Genomic DNA, 13,831 nt, shown 5'->3' with positions numbered 1-13,831 from the left:
CAGCCCCAGGACCAGCCCCCGACCGAGCGCACCGGCGCTCCCGCCGGGGAGCAGGAGCAGCACGTCGTGATCGTCGGGCCCGACGGCCAGCCCCTGGCCACCATGCCGGCCTCTGCGCTCAACCTGGCCACCGCGCAGGACGATGACGACGACGAGGCCGGGGAGCGCTCCATCACCGAGCTGGTCGAGCAGCCCGCCAAGGTGATGCGCATCGGCAGCATGATCAAGCAGCTGCTCGAGGAGGTGAAGGCCGCTCCTCTCGACGAGGCCAGCCGCCAGCGGCTCAAGGGCATCCACCAGGCCTCGATCGCCGAGCTCGAGGACGGCCTGGCCCCCGAGCTCGTCGAGGAGCTCGACCGGCTCTCCCTGCCCTTCACCGAGGACGGCATCCCCAGCGAGGGCGAGCTGCGCATCGCCCAGGCCCAGCTGGTGGGCTGGCTCGAGGGGCTCTTCCACGGCATCCAGACCGCGATCTACGCCCAGCAGATGGCCGCGAAGGCGCAGTTCGAGCAGATGCGCCGCAGCCTGCCCGCCGGTCCCGGCGGCCACGGCCACCCCGGTCAGCCCGGTCAGCCCGGCCAGGGCGGGGACCCCGGCGTCCAGCCCGGCGACTCCGGCGGCATGTACCTCTGACCTGTCGCGGCCACCGCGCCGACCCGGCGCATATCTCGCGCCGACCCGTCCCATATCTCTCACTGACCCGGCCTGGATCTCGCGTCGAGCCGGCTCAAAGTTCCGCGAGGAGATCTGCGCCGGGTCAGCGCGAAGAATGCGCCGGGTCAGAGGGAGATCTGCGCCGGGTCAGCGCGAAGAATGCGCCGGGTCAGGGTGAGATCTGCGCCGGGTCAGCGCGAAGTATGCGCCGGGTCAGGGTGAGATCTGCGCCGGGTCGGCGGGGTGTGGTCAGTGGCGGCCGAGGCGGCGGGCCAGGACCAGGCCCAGGGTGCCGATGAGCACCAGCGCGGCGCCGGGGGCCAGGGCGCGGGTCAGCGGGGTGGGCTCGTCGAGCTCGAGGCGCTCGAACTCGGCCGAGGGCGGCTCGGCGGCCACCGGGGGCTTGGGGTTGGGGAAGATGTCCTCGACCTCGCGCAGCAGCGCCGCGTCGCTGGCGGCCGTGCCGCTGTCGCCGGCGGCGACGAAGACGCCCTCGGTGTCGGGGTCGGCGCTGACGAAGAAGACGTACGTCGTCCCGTCCTGGAGCCGCCCCAGGTCGCAGCCGCCCGAGCTGCGGGTCGTCATCACCTCGACCTCGATGTCGGTGATGCGGCTGGTGCCCTTGTAGACCAGGTCGACCGCGACCTGGTGGGTCAGGTCGACGCCGCGCTGCCCGCCGGAGCGGCGCTCGGCGCTGCTGGAGACGACCGAGCCGGTGAAGACCGCCGCGGCCTGGCGCGCCTGCGAGCTGACCGTGGTGTCGCTGTCGCACTTCTCGCCCGTCGCCCCGGCGGGGGCCAGCAGCGCCCCGAGGCCCAGCAGCAGGGCCGAGCCCAGCAGCACCGCGACCAGCAGGGTGGCGAGCACGCCGACCGGCCCGGAGGGGCGCGGGGTCACGGGGCGGAGGCTCGGCACGGTGACATGAGACCAGATCACAGGTCGAACACACCAGCCAGGACCCGCGCCACGCCGTCCTCGTCGTGGCCCGGCGCGACGTGGTCGGCGACCGCGGTGACGGTGTGGTGCGCGTCGGCCATGGCGTACGACGTGCCGGCCCAGCCCAGCATCGGCAGGTCGTTGGGCATGTCCCCGAAGGCGATCACGTCGGCGGCCTCGATGCCGCGCTCGGCGCACAGCAGCTCGAGGGTGGAGGCCTTGGTGACCTCCGGCCCGCTGATCTCGAGCAGGGTCGTCGAGGACGACCAGGTCACCACCAGCCGCCCGCCGGTGACCTCCTCGGCGACGTCCCAGAACTCCTGCGGCTCCAGCTCCTCGTGGCGCGCCAGCAGCTTGAGCGCCGGCGCGTCGAAGAGCTCCTCGACCGGGGCGCGGCGCGCCGCGTCGGGCACCTGGTAGCGCTCCATGAAGCCCGGCTCGAGCTCGATGCCCCGCATCGTCTCGACGGCGTACGCCGTGCCGGGCACGGCCGCGCGCAGCGCCGCGCAGACCTCGAGCCCCAGGTCGGGCTGGATCGGCCGCTCGAGCACGGCCCGGTCGCCGGTGACGTCCCAGACCAGCGCGCCGTTCGAGATGATCGCCAGCCCGTGGGCTCCCACGTGCTCGAAGACGTCGGCGGCCCAGCGCAGCGGGCGGCCGGTGACGAAGACGACCGGCACGTCGCGCCGGTCGAGCTCGAGCAGCACCTCGCGGGTGTACGCCGACACGGTGCCGTCGCTGCGCACCAGCGTGCCGTCGAGGTCGGTGGCGACCAGCCGGGGCAGCCGGGGCAGCCTGCTCACGAGTCCCCCGCGGACAACACCGGCGGCACCGGCGGCACCGGCAGCGCCGGCAGCGGGCGCACCATCACCAGGCGCCCGTCCTCGTCGGAGCCGCGCAGCCCGGTGAAGCCGCAGCGGGCCAGCACCCGCAGACTGGCGCGGTTGTCGGGCCGCACGGCGGCGCGCACCCGCACGCCGACGTCGTCGAGGGCGGCCACCAGCCCGGCGAGCGCCTCGCTGGCGAAGCCCCAGCCGCGGGCCTGCGCCACGAGCCCGAAGCCGACCTCGACCTCGGGCACGTCGTCGGCGGCCGGCGCGGGCGGGCCGAAGCAGCCGATCGAGCCGAGCACGGTGGTGCCGCGCACGACGTGGCGCGGGCTCCAGGCGCTGTGCGGCACGTAGAGGGTGGCGGCGTCGCGGTCGTCGGCCTGCGGGTAGTCGGCGTGCCACTCGGGACGCCGCCGGCCCGCGGCGATGTCGGCGGCCTCGCCGGGGCTCCACACCGGCAGCAGCAGCCGCTCGGTGCGGATCTCCAGCGGGGGCGCGGCGGGGCCGCTCATGCCGGCCAGTACCGGGACATCTCGACGGCCGCGCCGTCCTCGTCGACGGTCGCGGTCACCGCGTCGGCGGCGGAGCGGACCTCCTCGATCGCCTGCCCCATCGCCACGCCCCGCCCGGCCCACGCGAGCATCTCGAGGTCGTTGCGGCCGTCGCCGATGGCCAGCACGTCGGCGGCGTCGACGCCCAGGTCGTCGCAGACCGCCGCCAGCCCGGAGGCCTTGGAGACCCCCACCGGGGCCAGGTCGAGCCAGGCGGTCCAGCCCACGACGTAGTCGGTGCCGTGCAGCCCGAGCCGCCCGGCGAGCGCGACGAAGTCGTCGACGGTGGCGTCGGGGTCGCGGATGATCACGCGGCTGACCGGCTCGGCGACCATGTCGTCGACGTCGCTGAGGATCATCTCGCCGGACAGCTCGCCCATCGGGAAGTGCCGGTTGACCCGGTAGCCGACCCCGCGCTCCTCGACCGCGACCAGCGCCCGCGGGTGCTCGGCCAGCACCGCCGCCACCGCGGCCCGGGCGTCGAAGGTCTCCTCGTGCACCACCTGCATCGGCGGGTAGCGGAAGACCACGGCCCCGTTGGAGGCCACCACCCACACCGGGGACTCCTCGGTGGCCAGGCCCAGCAGGTCGGCGACACCGGTCATCCCGTCGGGCGAGCGGCCCGAGGCGAGCACGACGTGCGTGCCCGCCTCGCGCGCGCGGCGTACGGCGTCGTGGACCGCGGGGGTGATCTCCTCGTGGGAGGTGCCGGTGCCGTCGATCCAGCGCAGCAGGGTGCCGTCGATGTCGAGCGCGACCAGGCGCGGGGTCCAGGCCCCGCTCATCGCGCGACCGGCTCGAGGACCTTCAGCCCGCCCATGTGCGGCTGCAGCGCCTCGGGCACCCGCACCGAGCCGTCGGCCTGCTGGTGGGTCTCGAGGATCGCCACGATCGTGCGGGTCATCGCGCACAGGGTGCCGTTGAGGGTGGCGACCGGGCGCATCTCGCTGCCGGACTCGGTGGCGAAGCGCCCGCGGGTGTCGAGGCGACGGGTCTGGAAGTCGGTGCAGTTCGAGGTGGAGGTCAGCTCGCGGTACTTGCCCTGGGTGGGGATCCACGCCTCGCAGTCGAACTTGCGGATCGCCGAGAGGCCCAGGTCGCCGGCGGCCACGTCGATGACCTGGTAGGCCAGCTCGAGCTTGTCGAGGAAGGCCTTCTCCCAGCCCAGCAGCCGCCGGTGCTCGGCCTCGGCGTCCTCGAGGGTGGTGTAGACGAACATCTCGACCTTGTCGAACCAGTGCACCCGGATGATGCCCTTGGTGTCCTTGCCGTGCGAGCCGGCCTCCTTGCGGAAGCAGGGGCTGAACGCGGCGTAGCGCAGCGGCAGGTCGGCGCCGTCGAGGATCTCGTCGGAGTGGTAGGCGGCCATCGGCACCTCGGAGGTGCCGACGAGGTAGAGGTCCTCGCCCTCGATGCGGTAGACGTCGTCGGCGGCCTGGCCCAGGAAGCCGGTGCCCTCCATGGCGCGCGGGCGCACCAGCGAGGGCGGCACCACCTGGGTGAAGCCCTCGGCGCGGGCCTGCTCCATCGCCAGGTTGACCAGCGCCAGCTCGAGCTGGGCGCCGACGCCGGTGAGGAAGTAGAAGCGGCTGCCGGAGACCTTGGCGCCGCGCTCGATGTCGATGGCGCCCAGCATCCGGCCGAGCTCGATGTGGTCGCGCGGCTCGAAGCCCTCGGCGGCGAAGTCGCGGGGCGTCCCGACCGTCTCGAGCACCACGAAGTCGTCCTCGCCGCCGGGCGGGGTCTCCTCCGAGGTCAGGTTCGGCATCGAGGACAGCGCCTCCTGCCAGGTCGCCTCGGCCTCGACCTGGGCGGCCTCGGCGGCCTTCACGTCGGCGGCCAGGGTCTTGGTCTGCGCCAGCAGCGCCTGCTTCTCCTCGCCCTGGGCCTGCGGGATCTGCTTGCCGAGCTGCTTCTGCTCGGCCCGCTTGGTCTCGTACGACGCGATGGCGGCGCGGCGCGCGGTGTCGGCGGCCAGGGCGCGGTCGACCACCTCGGCGGACAGGCCGCGCTTGGCGAGCGAGGCTCGGACGCGGTCGGGGTCGTCGCGCAGGATGCGGGGATCGATCATGGGGAGAGGCTATCGCCGGGCCGAGCGGCGCCTCACCCCCGTTGTGGACAGCCGCCTCCCGGGCGTCGCCCATACTGGTCGGCGTGCTGGACCGCTCCCGATACGTGCTGCTGAGCTGGGCTGCTGCCTGCTTCGCGGTCTTCGCCCTGCTCGCGCTCGCCGTCTCCGGTGGCTGGGGCCCGCTCTCGGGCCTCGACGGCCGCGGGGAGCCGCTGGCCGCGGACGCCGTCGACGCCGACTGGCTGCAGGGACCGCTGCGGGTCGTGGAGACCGCGCTGGGCACGATCGCGATGACCGTCCTGACGGTGCTGCTGGCCGTCGCGATGTTCGTGCGCGGGCACCGCCGCGCCGCGGCGTACGCCGTGGCCGTGATGTCGCTGACCGCGCTGGCAACCACCGGCCTCAAGCTGCTGGTGGCCCGCGACCGGCCCGACTGGCAGCTCGAGGCCGGCTCGCTGAGCAGCAACGCCTTCCCGTCGGGCCACGCCTCCTCGACGGCGGCCTACGCCACCGTCGGGGTGGTGCTGGCGATCATGCTGGTGCGCCGCCTCGGCACCCGCCGCCTGGTGTACGTCGCCGCGGCGCTGCTGGTCGTCGTGGCCGGGCTCGACCGGGTGCTGCTGGGGCGCCACTACGCCACCGACGTGGTCGCCGGGGTGCTCCTCGGCGTGGGTGTGGGCCTGCTGGTGCTGGCGCTCTACTCGCCGCTGCCGCGCAGCCACGCGGTCAAGGCCGAGCCGCTGCCCGAGGCGATCCCGACGCAGCGGTGCCTGGCGGTCGTGCTGAACCCGATCAAGGTCGAGGACGAGGGCGCCTTCCGCCACACCGTCTCCACGATGGCGCGCGAGGCCGGCTGGTCGGAGCCGACGTGGCACCTGACCACGATCGAGGACCCGGGCACCGGGATGGCCGCCGAGGCGGCCGTGGCCGGCGCCGACATGGTGCTGGTCTGCGGCGGCGACGGCACCGTGCGCGAGGTGTGCGCCGAGCTGGCCGGCACCGGCATCCCGGTCGGGATCGTGCCCGCCGGCACCGGCAACCTGCTGGCCCGCAACCTCGGCATCCCGCTCTACCTGCGCGCCGCGATCGACGTCGCGCTGACCGGGCAGGACCGCGCCATCGACATGGTCGCCGTCGAGGGCGACGGCATCGAGGGCACCCACTTCATGGTGATGGCCGGGATGGGCTTCGACGCCGCGATCATGGAGGGCGTCAACGAGGACATCAAGAAGCGGGTCGGCTGGCTGGCCTACGTGCTCAGCGGGCTGAAGTCGCTGATGTTCCCGGCGATGAAGGTCGAGGTCTCGGTCGACGGGGCCGAGTTCACCACCCACCGCGCCCGCACCGTGGTCGTCGGCAACGTCGGCTTCCTGCAGGCCGGGATGCCGCTGCTGCCCGACGCCACGATCGACGACGGCCAGCTCGACGTGGTGATCCTGCACCCGCGCAACTTCCTGGCCTGGATCCCGCTGGCCTGGCGGGTGCTGCTCAAGCGCAAGCACACCGACGAGCTGGTCGACCGCAAGACCGGCGCCTCGGTGGTGGTGCGCACCAAGGACGAGACCCCGCGCCAGCTCGACGGCGACTCCATCGGCCCGGGCCGCGAGCTGCGGATGGAGTGCATCCACGGCCGGCTGCTGGTCCGTGTGCCGCGCTGACCTAGGGTTGGGCGGGGGCCGGTCAGGGGCTGCTCGGGGCCTGCTCGGCCGGCAGCCCGGTGTCGCGCACCAGGTAGAGCCACGGGAAGGCACGCACGCCGACCACCCACCCGTCCCGCTCGAAGCGCGCGGCGCTGCCGGTCCACACGACCCGCCGGTGCTCCCACTGGGTGGGGGTGCGCCGCACCCGGTGGCGCAGCACGCCCGCACCGACGGTGCGCCAGCCCAGCCTCCCGGCCAGCGCCAGCTCGCCCATCTCGTCGAAGGCGGTCACCGGCCCGAGCCAGCGCTCCTCCGCGTTCCCCGGCCCGCCGTCCGTCGTCTCGGCATCGTCCTGGTCGCGTGGCTCCCCGAAGCGCTGCTGGGCGGCCTGCCTGCTCATCCCCAGCTCGGCGCCGAGCACGGCCCAGCTGTGGCCCGCACCGCGCGCCGACGCGACCGCCTGACGCAGCAGCGAGCGGACCTCCTGCTCGGCCTGGGCCGTGCGGCGCACGATGGCGAGGTGGTCCTGCTGGCCGGCCTCGGGGGCCAGGTCGCCCAGGATCGCCGCGCCCAACGTGTCGCCCAACGTGTCGTCCGACATCGTGGGCTGGCCACCGTCGGCGTCAGCCATCGCGGCTGGGCAGCCAGGTATCAGCGTCGTCCGCGGGCCGCCGCAGGCGCTGGACCAGCACGACGAGGCCGAGCACGACGAGGGCACCGCCCGCGCCCTGGCCCATGCCGCCGACGAATCCGTCGACCTGCAGGCCGAGGACCAGCAGCAGGGCCCCGGCCGCGACGGTACCGAGGGTCCAGACGACCCGGAGGTGACGCACGGAAGAGAACATGCGTCAACACTAGGTTGACAGTCGCCCCCGTGTCAACGATTCGTTGACGCTCCGGCGGCTCCCTGCGTTGGCTGCCTCAGGGGCGGGCCGCCCCGATCGCCTCCTCCTCCTCGGGGGAGAGCTGCTGCTCGCAGGTCCAGCCGGCCACCGACTTGGCGTAGGTGCGGGCCTCGCTGCGGCCGTGGATCGAGGTCAGCACGATCCCGTTGCCGCCGTCGTCGAGCAGCGCCACCGACCACGACAGGTGCCCGCCCATGTCGCCGAACGCGTCGTAGCGCACCACCGCGAGGTGGCGCAGCGCGTCGACCGCCTCGGCGCGCAGGGCCGCGACCTCCTGGCGCAGCCCGACGACGTCCTCGGGCAGGGCGTCGGGGCCGCCCGCGACCCCGGTCGGCGTACGGCGCAGCGCGGCGGCGGCGAGGGCGAGGGCGGCCAGGGCGACCACCAGGGAGACGACGGCGAGGGCGAGCACGCGGCCGACCCTAGACTCACCGCGTGCCGACCGTGCGACGCATCGCCTACCAGGGCGAACCCGGAGCGAACTCCCACATCGTGTGCCAGGAGCACTACCCCGAGTGGGAGGCGCTGGCGTGCGCCTCCTTCGAGGACGTCTTCGCGGCCGTCGAGGGTGGTGAGGCCGAGCTGGCGATGATCCCGATCGACAACTCGATCGCCGGCCGGGTCGCCGACATCCACCACTTCCTGCCCGGCTCGCCGCTGCACATCATCGGCGAGCACTTCCTGCGCATCCGCTTCCACCTGATGGCGGTGCCCGGCGCCGACCTGGGCACCATCCGCACCGTGCACAGCCACGTGCACGCCCTGGGCCAGTGCCGCCGGATCATCCGCGAGCACGGCCTGTCGCCGCAGATCTCCGGCGACACCGCGGGCGCGGCGCGCGAGGTCGCCGAGGCCGGCGACCCCACCCAGGCGGCCATCTCCCCGCCGCTGGCGGCCGGGATCTACGGGCTGCAGGTGCTCGCCGAGGACGTCGAGGACGAGGAGCACAACACCACCCGCTTCGTGGTCCTCTCCCGCGACGCGCAGCCGGCCGAGGCGGGCTCGGGGCCGCTGGTGACGACGTTCGTCTTCAACGTGCGCAACCTGCCGGCCGCGCTCTACAAGGCGCTCGGCGGCTTCGCGACCAACGGCGTCAACATGACCAAGCTCGAGAGCTACATGGTCGACGGGCACTTCACCGCCACCCAGTTCCTCGCCGAGGTCGACGGGCACCCCGACGACCCGCCGCTGCGGCGCGCGCTGGAGGAGCTGGCGTTCTTCACCACCGAGGTGAAGGTGCTCGGCACCTACCCCGCCGACCCGTTCCGGGCCGACTGAGGCGCAGCAGCCGGACCGGCGCTAGGAGACCAGCTCGACCGGCCGGGAACGCGACGAGAAGCCCAGCGACGGCGTCAGCGCGGCGCGCAGCCGGTCGCGGAACGGGGTGAAGGGGTCCTGCCCGCCCTCGTGGAGCTCCTGGAGCCGGCGCACCAGCAGCTCGATGGCCCGCTCGTGCGGGAAGGCGTGGCTGGCCGGCTGGTCGGCGGCCAGCAGGGCGCCCTGCAGCCAGTTGCGCAGGGTCTGCTCGTCGACGCCGATCTCGACGGGCTTCGCGCCCCGGGGCCGGAAGGTCAGCGTGTGCGCCAGCCGGTCGAAGGCGAGCAGGCTGGCCGAGACCCGGCTCACCTCGTGCTCAAGATCGATCTCCACGTCGCGGACCCCCATGTCCTCGTGTCGTTCCTCTCGAGGTCCTTACCCTCGGGCCCACGAAGCAAACCTGGGTACGTGAAATCTGCATCAACACGACGGGGCGCCCGACGAGTAGGTTCGTCGCCGTGGACCCGACCGATCCTCGCACCCACGACCTGGGCTTCGCGCGCGTCGACGTCGACCGCGCCGCCCGCACCGGCGACCCGGAGGTGGTGCTGGGCCAGGGCAAGCGCCCCGAGCAGGTGGTCGCGCTGCTGCGCACCCTGCACGAGCGCCACCCCGACCGGATGGTGTTCGCGACCCGGCTCGGCCCCGAGGCGCTCGAGCTGGTGGCCGGCGAGCTGCCCGACGCCCACGTCGACGAGGTGGCCCGCGCCGCGACCCTCGGCCCGCCCCCCGCCCCGCGGGGCCGGGTGTTGGTCGTCGCCGCCGGCACCTCCGACGCGCCGGTGGCCGCCGAGGCGGCGCTGAGCGTGACCGCCCACGGGGCCGGGGTCGCGCGCATCGACGACGTCGGCGTCGCCGGGCTGCACCGGCTGCTCGCGGTGCGCGACGAGCTGGCCGCGGCCGACGCGCTCGTGGTCGTGGCCGGCATGGAGGGCGCACTGCCCTCGGTCGTGGGCGGCCTGGTGGGCGTGCCGCTGGTCGCGGTGCCCACCAGCATCGGCTACGGCGCCTCGCTCGGCGGGGTCTCGGCGCTGCTCGGCATGCTCAACAGCTGTGCCCCCGGCATCGGCGTGGTCAACATCGACAACGGCTACGGCGCCGGCGTCCTCGCCGCCCGGATCGCCCGGCAGAGCGCTCCCCGCAGCCCAGGGGACCCCCGGTGACCACCTGGGTCGACGCCACCGCCGGCGCCAGCGGCGACATGCTGCTCGGCGCCCTGCTCGGCGCGGGCGTGCCGCTCGAGGTGCTCCGGGGCGCCGTCGAGGCCGCCTCCCCCGAGCCGGTCACCCTCCGCGTCGAGGAGGTGCGGCGCGCCGGGCTGGCGGCCACCCGCTGCCACGTCGAGGTCGCCGGCTCCTCCACGCACCGCAGCTGGCGCGACGTACGCCGCCTCCTGGTCGCCGCCGACCTCGCCGAGCCGGTGCGGGTCGCCGCGCTGGGCGTCTTCGCCCGGCTGGCCACAGCCGAGGGCGCCGTGCACGGCCACTCCCCCGACGACGTGACCTTCCACGAGGTCGGCGCGCTCGACGCCATCGCCGACGTGGTCGGGGTCTGCGCCGGCCTCGACCACCTGCGCCGGCGCCACGAGGGCCCGGTCGTGGTCAGCCCGGTCGCGGTCGGCTCGGGGCGCGTCGGCGCCGCCCACGGGTCGCTGCCGGTGCCGGTGCCGGCGGTCGTCGAGCTGCTGCGCGGGGTCCCGTCGTACGCCGGCCCGCCCGGGGCGCCGCCCGCCGAGCTGTGCACCCCCACCGGTGCGGCCCTGCTGGTCAGCCTCGCCGACACCTGGGGCCCGCAGCCCGCGATGGGCGTCGAGGCCGTGGGGGTCGGCGCGGGTGGCCGCGACCCCGCCACCCATCCCAACGTCGTCCGGCTGCTGACCGGGCCCGGCGTCCCCACGGGGCCCTCCGCCCACCCCTCTACCGACCCCTCCGACACCAGCAGCGACCCCTCCACCGAGCTGGTCGTCGAGGCCAACGTCGACGACCTCGACCCGCGGCTGTGGCCCGGGGTGCTGGCGGCGCTGCTCGAGGTGGGCGCGGCCGACGCGTGGCTGACGCCGATCGTGATGAAGAAGGGCAGGCCCGCCCACACGCTGTCGGTGCTGGTGCGCCCCGAGCTGGCCGAGCGGGTGCGGGCGGTGGTCGTCGCCGAGACCACCACCATCGGCCTGCGCGAGCACCCCGTCACCAAGCGCCCGCTGCCGCGGGAGGTCGTCGAGGTGCAGGTCGACGGGACCCGGGTGCGGGTCAAGGTCGCGCAGCACGCCGGTCGTAGGATCACCGCCCAGCCCGAGTGGGACGACGTCGCCGCGGCGGCGCGGGCCACGGGGCGCCCGGCGCGAGCGGTCCTCGCGCAGGCGCAGGCGCTGGCCCACGACCTGCTCGACGAGCGACACCCCGATCCCTGAGGACACAGCGTGGAGCTGAGCGCCCTGCTCATCACCTTCGGCACGATCTTCCTGGTCGAGCTGCCCGACAAGACCTTCCTGGCCACGCTGGTGCTCAGCACCCGCTACCGGCCGCTGCTGGTCTGGCTCGGGGTCGGCCTCGCCTTCACCGTGCAGACCGGGGTCGCGGTGCTGCTGGGCCGCGCGGTCTCGTTCCTGCCCGACGACCTGGTGCGGGGGCTGGCCGCGGCCATGTTCCTCGTCGGCGCCGCGCTGCTGGCGCGCGAGGCCCGCCAGGCCCGCGCCGGCCACCAGGCGCAGGACGAGGAGGAGGGCGCCGAGATCCTCGAGCGCGCCGCTCCGGCGACCGGGTGGCGCGCGGTGCTCGCGTCGTTCCTGGTGCTCTTCGCCGCCGAGTGGGGCGACCTGTCACAGCTGCTCACGATCACCCTGGTGGCCCGCTTCGACGCCGTGCTCCCCGTCTTCGTCGGCGCGCTCGCCGCCCTGCTGAGCGTCAGCGCCCTCGCCGTGCTCGTCGGGCGGGCGCTGACCCGGCGGGTGCCGGTGCACGTGCTGATGTGGGGCGGCGCCACCGTCTGCCTGGCCCTGGCCACCCTGACGACGTACGAGCTGCTGGCCTGACACCCACCCGGGCGGCGGCACTAGGGTGTCGCCCATGACTGCCAGCCCGAGCGCCGACCACAGCGCCGACCACAGCGCTGCCCAGCCCCAGCACGGCGCCGACAGCGAGGTCGGCCGGCTGCGCACGGTGATGCTGCACCGCCCCGGCAACGAGCTCAAGCGGCTCACCCCGCGCAACAACGACCGCCTGCTCTTCGACGGCATCCCGTGGGTGGCGCGCGCCCAGGAGGAGCACGACGCGTTCGCCGAGGCGCTGCGCGCCCGCGACGTCGAGGTGCTCTACCTGACCGAGCTGCTCACCGAGACGCTGCAGGACCAGATGGCGCGCAACCACGCCGTCACCGCGGCCCTCTCGGGGCTGCACCTGGGCGACACGCTGCGCAGCTACCTGGCCGGCTTCCTGCACGACGCCAGCCCCGAGGAGCTCACGTCGTACCTGACCGCGGGCATCCGCAACGACGAGGTGCGCGGCGGCCACGGCCTGGTGACCTCGCTGCTCTCGCCCTACGACTTCCTGGTCGACCCGCTGCCCAACCTGCTCTTCACCCGCGACTCCAGCGTGTGGGTGCGCGACCGGGTGGCGGTGACCTCGCTGGCGATGCCCGCGCGCACCCGCGAGACCCAGCTGACCGAGCTGATCTACACCGACCACCCTCGCTTCCGCGGCACCCGCAAGATCCACGGCTGGCACTCCGAGCACGTCGAGGGCGGCGACGTGCTGCTGCTGGCCCCCGGCGTCATCGCCGTGGGCGTCGGCGAGCGCACCACCCCCGCGGGCGTCGAGCGCTTCGCGCGCCAGGTCTTCCACGCGGGCCTCGCGCGCACGGTCCTGGCGGTGCCGATCACCCAGGAGCGCGCCACCATGCACCTCGACACGATCTGCACCCTGGTCGACGTCGACAAGGTCGTGATGTACCCCAACGTCGCCGACTCGCTGCAGGCCTACACCGTCACCCTCGCCGAGGACACCGACGACGAGTCGACGCTGCGCCTGGAGGTCTCGGGCGCCGAGCCGTTCCTGGTCGCGGCCGCCAAGGCGATGGGCATCGACCAGCTGCACCACATCGACACCGGCCTCGACCCGGTCACCGCCGAGCGCGAGCAGTGGGACGACGGCAACAACACCCTGGCCCTCGCGCCGCGGGTGGCCGTCGCCTACGAGCGCAACGACGAGACCAACGACCGGCTCGAGGAGGCCGGCATCGAGGTCGTGCGGATCGCCGGCTCCGAGCTGGGCTCGGGCCGCGGCGGGCCGCGCTGCATGAGCTGCCCGATCGTGCGCGACCCGCTCTGACCCGCCCGTACGCCGACCCGGCGCCAGTTCCCCGCCGAACCGGCGCCACTTCCCGGCCGAGCCGGCGCCAGTTCCCCGCCGAGCCGGCGCCAGTTCCCCCGCGGCGGCGCCTCCTGACCCTGTGACCCGCCCGACGGGTGCTTGCCAGCCCGTGACCGGTCCGCGAGGATCGCCGCGGGAGCACCCCCGAACCCCCGAAAGGTCGTCCCCATGGCCAGCTCGTTCTTCAGCGCGTTCACACCCGAGGAGATCGCCAAGATCTCCTCGGCCGGCACCCGCGTGACGCTGCCCGAGGGGTGGGCGCCCATCTCCGAGCGCACCGGCGCCGACAAGGCCTACATCATCTTGTCGGGCTCCGTGTCGGTCCGTCAGCACGGCGAGGAGATCGCCCAGCTCGGCCCCGGCGACATCATGGGCGAGGCCGCGATCGTCAACCACTCGCTGCGCACCGCCAGCGTGGTCGCGCTCAGCCCGCTCGAGCTGATCCACTTCACCGCAGAGGCGCTCAACCGCCTCGCCGTCGAGATGCCCAGCTTCGGCGAGGCCCTCGAGAACGTCGCCCGCGAACGGTTCGAGGCCGACCGCGCCAAGCACCCCTGAGCCGG

At 74.4% G+C, this 13,831-nt stretch carries 17 protein-coding genes; 8 read left to right on the top strand and 9 right to left on the bottom strand.

Annotated elements, in window-relative coordinates:
• The first annotated feature begins 102 nt into the window (after positions 1-102).
• Positions 103-633: a bacterial proteasome activator family protein gene (locus OCU29_RS16900; RefSeq protein WP_179617266.1), complete on the top strand. Its 531-nt coding sequence runs from the start codon at positions 103-105 to the stop codon at positions 631-633.
• Positions 634-903: 270 nt separating this feature from the next.
• Here the strand turns inward: OCU29_RS16900 and OCU29_RS16895 are convergent, their stop codons facing one another.
• From OCU29_RS16895 to serS, 5 genes are read right to left on the bottom strand one after another with little or no spacing between them, the layout of a single operon-like run.
• Complete coding sequence (locus OCU29_RS16895) at positions 904-1,551, bottom strand: hypothetical protein (RefSeq protein ID WP_261820832.1); 648 nt, start codon at positions 1,549-1,551, stop codon at positions 904-906.
• Positions 1,552-1,586: 35 nt separating this feature from the next.
• Positions 1,587-2,393, bottom strand: a complete 807-nt coding sequence (locus tag OCU29_RS16890) for an HAD family hydrolase (RefSeq protein ID WP_258017163.1) — start codon at positions 2,391-2,393, stop codon at positions 1,587-1,589.
• Positions 2,390-2,932, bottom strand: coding sequence for a GNAT family N-acetyltransferase (locus OCU29_RS16885; RefSeq protein WP_261820831.1), 543 nt, complete (start codon positions 2,930-2,932; stop codon positions 2,390-2,392). Before OCU29_RS16885 ends, OCU29_RS16890 begins: the two co-directional genes overlap by 4 nt.
• Positions 2,929-3,732, bottom strand: coding sequence for an HAD family hydrolase (locus tag OCU29_RS16880; RefSeq protein WP_261820876.1), 804 nt, complete (start codon positions 3,730-3,732; stop codon positions 2,929-2,931). The genes OCU29_RS16885 and OCU29_RS16880 overlap by 4 nt, the downstream gene beginning before the upstream one ends.
• A gap of 20 nt (positions 3,733-3,752) precedes the next feature.
• Positions 3,753-5,042 carry a serine--tRNA ligase gene (serS, locus tag OCU29_RS16875; RefSeq protein WP_261820830.1) on the bottom strand — a complete coding sequence of 430 codons (1,290 nt, stop codon included), beginning with the start codon at positions 5,040-5,042 and terminating at the stop codon, positions 3,753-3,755.
• 83 nt (positions 5,043-5,125) lie between these two features.
• On the opposite strand from serS, the gene OCU29_RS16870 reads away from it, so the two are divergent.
• Positions 5,126-6,700 carry a YegS/Rv2252/BmrU family lipid kinase gene (locus OCU29_RS16870; RefSeq protein WP_261820829.1) on the top strand — a complete coding sequence of 525 codons (1,575 nt, stop codon included), beginning with the start codon at positions 5,126-5,128 and terminating at the stop codon, positions 6,698-6,700.
• Between the two features lie 22 nt (positions 6,701-6,722).
• Here OCU29_RS16870 and OCU29_RS16865 read toward each other — a convergent pair whose 3' ends face one another.
• From OCU29_RS16865 to OCU29_RS16855, 3 genes are all read right to left on the bottom strand, one after another.
• Positions 6,723-7,313, bottom strand: coding sequence for a hypothetical protein (locus tag OCU29_RS16865; RefSeq protein ID WP_261820828.1), 591 nt, complete (start codon positions 7,311-7,313; stop codon positions 6,723-6,725).
• Positions 7,306-7,527 carry a hypothetical protein gene (locus tag OCU29_RS16860; RefSeq protein ID WP_261820827.1) on the bottom strand — a complete coding sequence of 74 codons (222 nt, stop codon included), beginning with the start codon at positions 7,525-7,527 and terminating at the stop codon, positions 7,306-7,308. Before OCU29_RS16860 ends, OCU29_RS16865 begins: the two co-directional genes overlap by 8 nt.
• Positions 7,528-7,603: 76 nt before the next feature.
• Complete coding sequence (locus OCU29_RS16855; protein WP_261820826.1) at positions 7,604-7,999, bottom strand: DUF4446 family protein; 396 nt, start codon at positions 7,997-7,999, stop codon at positions 7,604-7,606.
• Positions 8,000-8,022: 23 nt separating this feature from the next.
• On the opposite strand from OCU29_RS16855, the gene OCU29_RS16850 reads away from it, so the two are divergent.
• Positions 8,023-8,865, top strand: a complete 843-nt coding sequence (locus OCU29_RS16850; protein WP_179614938.1) for a prephenate dehydratase — start codon at positions 8,023-8,025, stop codon at positions 8,863-8,865.
• Positions 8,866-8,886: 21 nt separating this feature from the next.
• Here OCU29_RS16850 and OCU29_RS16845 read toward each other — a convergent pair whose 3' ends face one another.
• Positions 8,887-9,237, bottom strand: coding sequence for a hypothetical protein (locus OCU29_RS16845; protein WP_261820825.1), 351 nt, complete (start codon positions 9,235-9,237; stop codon positions 8,887-8,889).
• Positions 9,238-9,362: 125 nt separating this feature from the next.
• On the opposite strand from OCU29_RS16845, the gene larB reads away from it, so the two are divergent.
• The 5 genes from larB to OCU29_RS16820 all read left to right on the top strand — a co-directional run bounded on the left by larB (position 9,363) and on the right by OCU29_RS16820 (position 13,826).
• The gene (larB, locus tag OCU29_RS16840) at positions 9,363-10,067 is read left to right on the top strand and encodes a nickel pincer cofactor biosynthesis protein LarB (RefSeq protein WP_261820824.1); all 705 of its coding nucleotides are present in this window, start codon (positions 9,363-9,365) and stop codon (positions 10,065-10,067) included.
• Entirely contained in the window at positions 10,064-11,311 is a 1,248-nt protein-coding gene (larC, locus tag OCU29_RS16835; RefSeq protein WP_261820823.1) for a nickel pincer cofactor biosynthesis protein LarC, read from the top strand. Before larB ends, larC begins: the two co-directional genes overlap by 4 nt.
• 9 nt (positions 11,312-11,320) lie before the next feature.
• A complete protein-coding gene (locus tag OCU29_RS16830; protein ID WP_261820822.1) occupies positions 11,321-11,932 on the top strand; it encodes a TMEM165/GDT1 family protein in 612 nt (203 codons plus the stop codon).
• Positions 11,933-11,966: 34 nt separating this feature from the next.
• Complete coding sequence (locus OCU29_RS16825; protein WP_261820821.1) at positions 11,967-13,226, top strand: arginine deiminase; 1,260 nt, start codon at positions 11,967-11,969, stop codon at positions 13,224-13,226.
• Positions 13,227-13,436: 210 nt separating this feature from the next.
• Complete coding sequence (locus tag OCU29_RS16820) at positions 13,437-13,826, top strand: Crp/Fnr family transcriptional regulator (protein ID WP_179614932.1); 390 nt, start codon at positions 13,437-13,439, stop codon at positions 13,824-13,826.
• Positions 13,827-13,831 lie beyond the last annotated feature (5 nt).

Source organism: Nocardioides sp. OK12, assembly GCF_024341885.1.
GTDB classification, from domain to species: domain Bacteria; phylum Actinomycetota; class Actinomycetes; order Propionibacteriales; family Nocardioidaceae; genus Nocardioides; species Nocardioides marinisabuli.
The sequence above is the reverse complement of the archived record's forward strand: the minus strand, read 5'-3'. Positions and strand labels throughout refer to the sequence as shown.

Excerpts from the sequence above, each read along its gene's own strand:
- OCU29_RS16900 (WP_179617266.1), top strand. The coding sequence starts at position 103 with ATGCCGGCCTCTGCGCTCAACCTGGCCACCGCGCAGGACGATGACGAC.
- OCU29_RS16885 (WP_261820831.1), bottom strand. The coding sequence starts at position 2,932 with ATGAGCGGCCCCGCCGCGCCCCCGCTGGAGATCCGCACCGAGCGGCTG.
- serS (WP_261820830.1), bottom strand. The coding sequence starts at position 5,042 with ATGATCGATCCCCGCATCCTGCGCGACGACCCCGACCGCGTCCGAGCC.
- OCU29_RS16865 (WP_261820828.1), bottom strand. The coding sequence starts at position 7,313 with ATGGCTGACGCCGACGGTGGCCAGCCCACGATGTCGGACGACACGTTG.
- OCU29_RS16860 (WP_261820827.1), bottom strand. The coding sequence starts at position 7,527 with ATGTTCTCTTCCGTGCGTCACCTCCGGGTCGTCTGGACCCTCGGTACC.
- OCU29_RS16825 (WP_261820821.1), top strand. The coding sequence starts at position 11,967 with ATGACTGCCAGCCCGAGCGCCGACCACAGCGCCGACCACAGCGCTGCC.
- OCU29_RS16820 (WP_179614932.1), top strand. The coding sequence starts at position 13,437 with ATGGCCAGCTCGTTCTTCAGCGCGTTCACACCCGAGGAGATCGCCAAG.